The organism is Intestinibacter sp., assembly GCF_051866655.1.
In the GTDB taxonomy this organism is placed as follows: domain Bacteria; phylum Bacillota; class Clostridia; order Peptostreptococcales; family Peptostreptococcaceae; genus Intestinibacter.
In genome coordinates, this window is record NZ_JBJDXL010000198.1 from 1 (window position 1) to 4,965 (window position 4,965).

Sequence of the window (4,965 nt, forward strand, 5' to 3'; positions counted from 1 at the left end):
TAAAGGGATTTGACAACACGAGTACGAACGATATTTTAAAGGAAATAGGAATTGCCAGAGGTACTTTATATTATCACTTTAAATCAAAAGAAGATATTTTAGATGCTATAATTGAAAGAATGAATAATCAGTTAGCTACAAAAGCAAAAGTAATTATAAAAAATAAAGAAGTACCTGTATTACAGCGTTTTACTATGGCAATTATGGGATTAAATGTCGACAATGCACTTGGCTATGAGGTTATGGAGCAAGTACATAAAACACAAAATGCTTTAATGCATCAGAAAATGCGCGAAAGACTACTTGATAGTATCAATCCTTTAATTACAAATTTAATTGAAGAGGGAATTGAACAAGGAATATTTCAAACAGATTATCCAGCAGAGGTAGTAGATATGGTTATGTTGTATTCTTGCATTGCTTTTGACTCTATGGAAGAATATAGCGAAAAGGAAAGACAAAAGAAAATAGATGGCTTTATCTATAATGTGGAACGAATGCTGGGAATGGAATACGGAAGTATGAAGGATGCGATTATTCCTCTTTTTCAACACAGTAATAAATAAAATGAGCAAGGGAACAAAGAGTTTCTTTGCTTTATTTATACTTTTTAACCGACAGTCTGACGGTCTATAAAAGGAGGACGTATTTACATGAAAAGTAATTTTTCAAAATTTATGTTGCTATGGGCAGGAGAATTGGTGTCTGCCATTGGTGGAGGGTTGACAAGCTTTGGCTTAGGTGTATATATATTCAATCAAACTGGGAGTGCTGCTAGTATGGCATTGGTAACATTATTAGGATTTTTACCGACACTTCTATTTAGTATTCCAGCAGGTGTACTGGCAGATAGGTATGATCGAAGATTATTGATGATAATTGGAGATGGTTGTTCTGCATTTGGAATTATATATATTTTGATTTGTATGCTTCAAGGACAAGCAGCACTTTATCAGATTTGTATAGGTGTATTTATAAGTTCTGTATTTTCAGCACTTTTAGAACCATCTTATCGTGCTACAATTACAGATTTACTTACAAAGGAGGAATATTCAAAGGCAAGTGGTATGGTAAGTATCGCTGGAAGTGCGAGATATCTTATATCTCCAATTATTGCAGGTGTATTACTTGCAATTAGCGATATTAAGGTTTTATTGTTGATCGATATTAGTACATTTATTCTAACAGTAATTACTACTGCAATAGTAAAAAAGGGAATAGCTTCAAAGAAAATCGAAAATACAGAGTCATTTAAAGAAAGCCTAAAGCAGGGTTGGCATGCAATTACTGAAAAACAGGGTGTATTTATTCTGATTATCGTGTCATCTGTAGTCACTTGTTTTATGGGAGCTTTACAGATTTTGATTGAGCCATTAATATTGGATTTTTCGAATAGCGTTGTATTGGGAACTGCAGAAACATTCTGTGCCTGTGGAATGTTGGTATCGAGCTTATTTCTCGGCATGAAGGGAATTAAACAAGAATACGTGAAAATATTATGTAAATCTTTACTTCTATCGGGAATATGTATGATAGGTATTGGAGTAAGAGAGAATATTTATATTATTTGCTTGTTCGGTTTTTGTTTTTTTGCATTACTACCGTTTATAAACAATTGTTTAGACTATTTGGTCAGAGTAAATATTCCAGATGAATTACAGGGTAGAGCATGGGGAATGATTGGCTTTTTATCACAAATTGGATATGTAGTGGCTTATGCGGTGTCTGGTATGGCTGCTGATAAAATAGCTATACAATTTGAATTTGGAGTTGGAAGAGGTGCAGCAGGTGTAATTGTATTAGCTGGAATTCTTTTAAGTATAACTGCATTATTTCTATACTCAATTAAAAGCGTAAAAATGCTAGAAAGGAGAGCTTATGATTAAAAAACTGATATGGAATGATATAAAGAATAATAGATTTTTATCTGTTACAACTACAATTTTTATGACTGTTTCAGCTATGCTAATTGCTCTTACGATATTGCTTTTTACAAATCTTTTAGGGGCTATAGACAATCTAATGATGGAGGCGAAAACACCTGATTTTTTACAAATGCATGCAGGTACACTCGATGAAAATGAAATCTTGAATTTTGTAGAGGAGCATACCGAAATAAGTGATTGGCAGATTAGTAGATTTTTAAACTTGGAAAATAGCTCGATTAGCTTGGGAGATTATAACCTTGCAGATAGCACGCAGGATAATGGTTTGACTGTTCAAGGAGAGAGTTTTGATTATTTATTAGATATGGAAAATAGATTACCTGAGGTATCTATGGGAGAAGTTTATGTACCAGTCTGCTATCGAGCTCAATACAATTTGAAAATCGGTGACACAATGAAAATTGGCAGTGAAGAATTAGTTATTGGTGGTTTCATCAGAGATTCACAGATGAATTCAATGATGTCTTCTTCAAAGCGATTTCTAGTAAATAAAATAGATTATGAAAAAATAAAAAAACAAGGTGAGGAAGAATTTTTAATTGAATTTCTAATGCAAGATGAAGCAGATGTAGCAACTTTAGAATCTGCCTATGCTGAAGAAGGTCTTCCTGCAAATGGACCAACTATTACGAAGCCTCTTATCCGTATGCTCAATGCGTTATCTGATGGTATGATGATTTTTGTAATCTTTTTTATAAGTATTGTTGTATTATTGATTTCAATGCTTTGTATTCGATTTATCCTATCTTTGAGAATGGAAAAGGACAAGAAGGAAGTCGGTATGCTAAAGGCGTTGGGAATACAAAATAAAGAAATTAGGAAATTGTATTTTGCTAAATATATTTTACTTTCTGTATGTGGAGCTGTTATTGGTCTATTCATTGCATATTTGCTTCAAAGTCCTTTAGCAAAACAAATGCAAGATCTGTATGGTGTTTCAGATAATGATTGGAAAGTAAAAATATTATCTGTATTATCAGTAATTTTAGTAGAAGCAATCATTCTTTTTTCTATTCTACACAATTTGAAAAAGACAGAAAAATATTCTGTTTTAGAGGCTTTGTTTTCTGTTCAGGAAAATAAAAAAGGAAAATGGATTGGACAATATTTATTTATTGGTTTTGTAGTCGCATTTTGTACATTTTTAATGCTTTTACCACAGAATTTGTATAGCACACTTTCTTCTCCAAAATTTGTGACATATATGGGGATTGGAGATGGAGAAATACGTATAGATGTAAGACAGAAAGAGGAAATTGATAAAACGACAACACTAATTTCCAATAGAATGAAAAATGATATGCAAGTTGAAAAATACGCTGTACTTCAAACTAAATCTTTTTCAGCTTTTTTAGACGATGGAACAAGTACACGTTTAACTGTAGAATTAGGAAATCACACGGTGTTTCCCGTAAGCTATGTAAAAGGAACATCACCTAAGAAAGAGGGAGAAATTGCATTGTCTACTTTAAATGCGGAGGAACTTGGTCTATCTATCAATGATAAATTACAATTGTTAGTAGGAGATAAAAAAGAAGTTTACACGGTATGTGGTATTTATTCAGATATTACTAACGGTGGAAAAACAGCTAAAGCAATTAATATTAGTGGTAGTGATGATATACCTACAATATGGAGTATATTATACGTTTCACTAAATGAAACTGCATCTAAGGAAAGATGGATAGAGGATTATAGTAAAATGGGTGTAGATGTTGTGGATATTGAGGCTTATGTGGAAGGCACTTATGGGCAAACTTTAAAGCAAATAAACTTAGCTTCAAAAGTAGCAATCGGCGTTGCAGTATTTATAATTTTTGTAGTGGTGACATTATTTATGAGGTTAATTGTAGAGAAAAATCGCTATTCTATTTCTTTACAAAAAGCACTAGGATTTACAACAAAAAGTATAAATAAATCTTACATGGAAAAAGGACTTTTATCTGCTGTAATAGGAATTATATCTGGCTTACTTATAGGAAATATCTTTGGAGAAAGTATATGTGGAATTATACTAAAATCCTTTGGAGCAGATGGTTTTGAGTTTGTCATAGCATGGGAAAAGGTGTTATTTTTAATTCCTGCTATTTCCTTAGTAGTGGCGAGTATAGCGATTTGGACTGGAATTTTAGAAATAAAAAAAATCAAAGCCTTTGAATGTTGTTTAGGAAAGGAATAGATATAATGGAAAAAGTATTAAAAGTAGAAAACTTATGTAAAAATCAAATACTAAATAATATTTCTTTTTCAATGAAATTAGGAGAAATGGTGGCGATAATGGGACCCTCTGGTTCTGGAAAATCAACACTTTTGTACAACATTGCAGGAATGGATCGACCATCAAGCGGAAAAGTATGGTTAAAAGAAAAAGAAATTACAGCTCTTTCTGAAGATGAAAAATCAAATTTACGTTTACATAAAATGGGATTTGTATTTCAACAAATGAATATGATGAGCAATCTGAATATAATGGATAATATTTTGTTGCCGGCAGTACAGGCGAATAAGGTAAATAAGAAGAAAAAATCAAAAGCTGAATTAGAGGATTCTGCTAGAGAGTTAATGAAAAAATTATCGGTTTCTGATTTGCAAGAGCGTAGTATTACACAGGTTTCTGGAGGACAGCTTCAGAGAGCTTGTATTTGCAGAAGTATAATAAATCACCCTGAAATTTTGTTTGCAGATGAACCTACAGGCGCATTGAATAAGAGTGCAGCAGGCGAAGTTATGAATGAATTATTAAAGCTTAATCGTGAAGGTATGACGATTTTGATGGTAACGCATGATAGCAAGGTCGCCAGTAAGTGCAGCCGAATTTTATATTTAGTAGATGGTAGTATTTGTGGAGAGCTTTTTTTGGACAGATTGGAAATTGGTACAGAAAAACAGCGTGAAGAAAAAGTAAATACATGGCTTATGGAAATGGGCTGGTAATTAAACTGAGAAAGGCGGACTTTAAAAAGCTCGTCTTTTTTAGTATTATAAAAATATAATTTAATAAGAATGAAAGGAATTGTAT

The 4,965-nt window shown here is 32.4% G+C and carries 4 protein-coding genes; all 4 read left to right on the plus strand.

Annotated features, from left to right (window positions below):
* Nucleotides 1-566, plus strand: a 566-nt coding sequence (locus ACI3VO_RS06100; protein ID WP_439757054.1) for a TetR/AcrR family transcriptional regulator, incomplete at its 5' end; no start/stop codon positions are given.
* 87 nt (nt 567-653) lie between these two features.
* A complete protein-coding gene (locus tag ACI3VO_RS06105; protein ID WP_439757055.1) occupies nt 654-1,886 on the plus strand; it encodes an MFS transporter in 1,233 nt (410 codons plus the stop codon).
* On the plus strand, nt 1,879-4,125 hold the full coding sequence (locus tag ACI3VO_RS06110; RefSeq protein ID WP_439757056.1) for an FtsX-like permease family protein: 2,247 nt from the start codon (nt 1,879-1,881) through the stop codon (nt 4,123-4,125). Before ACI3VO_RS06105 ends, ACI3VO_RS06110 begins: the two co-directional genes overlap by 8 nt.
* Nucleotides 4,104-4,880: an ABC transporter ATP-binding protein gene (locus ACI3VO_RS06115; protein ID WP_439757057.1), complete on the plus strand. Its 777-nt coding sequence runs from the start codon at nt 4,104-4,106 to the stop codon at nt 4,878-4,880. The genes ACI3VO_RS06110 and ACI3VO_RS06115 overlap by 22 nt, the downstream gene beginning before the upstream one ends.
* Nucleotides 4,881-4,965 lie beyond the last annotated feature (85 nt).

Excerpts from the sequence above, each read along its gene's own strand:
- ACI3VO_RS06105 (WP_439757055.1), top strand. The coding sequence starts at position 654 with ATGAAAAGTAATTTTTCAAAATTTATGTTGCTATGGGCAGGAGAATTG.
- ACI3VO_RS06110 (WP_439757056.1), top strand. The coding sequence starts at position 1,879 with ATGATTAAAAAACTGATATGGAATGATATAAAGAATAATAGATTTTTA.
- ACI3VO_RS06115 (WP_439757057.1), top strand. The coding sequence starts at position 4,104 with ATGTTGTTTAGGAAAGGAATAGATATAATGGAAAAAGTATTAAAAGTA.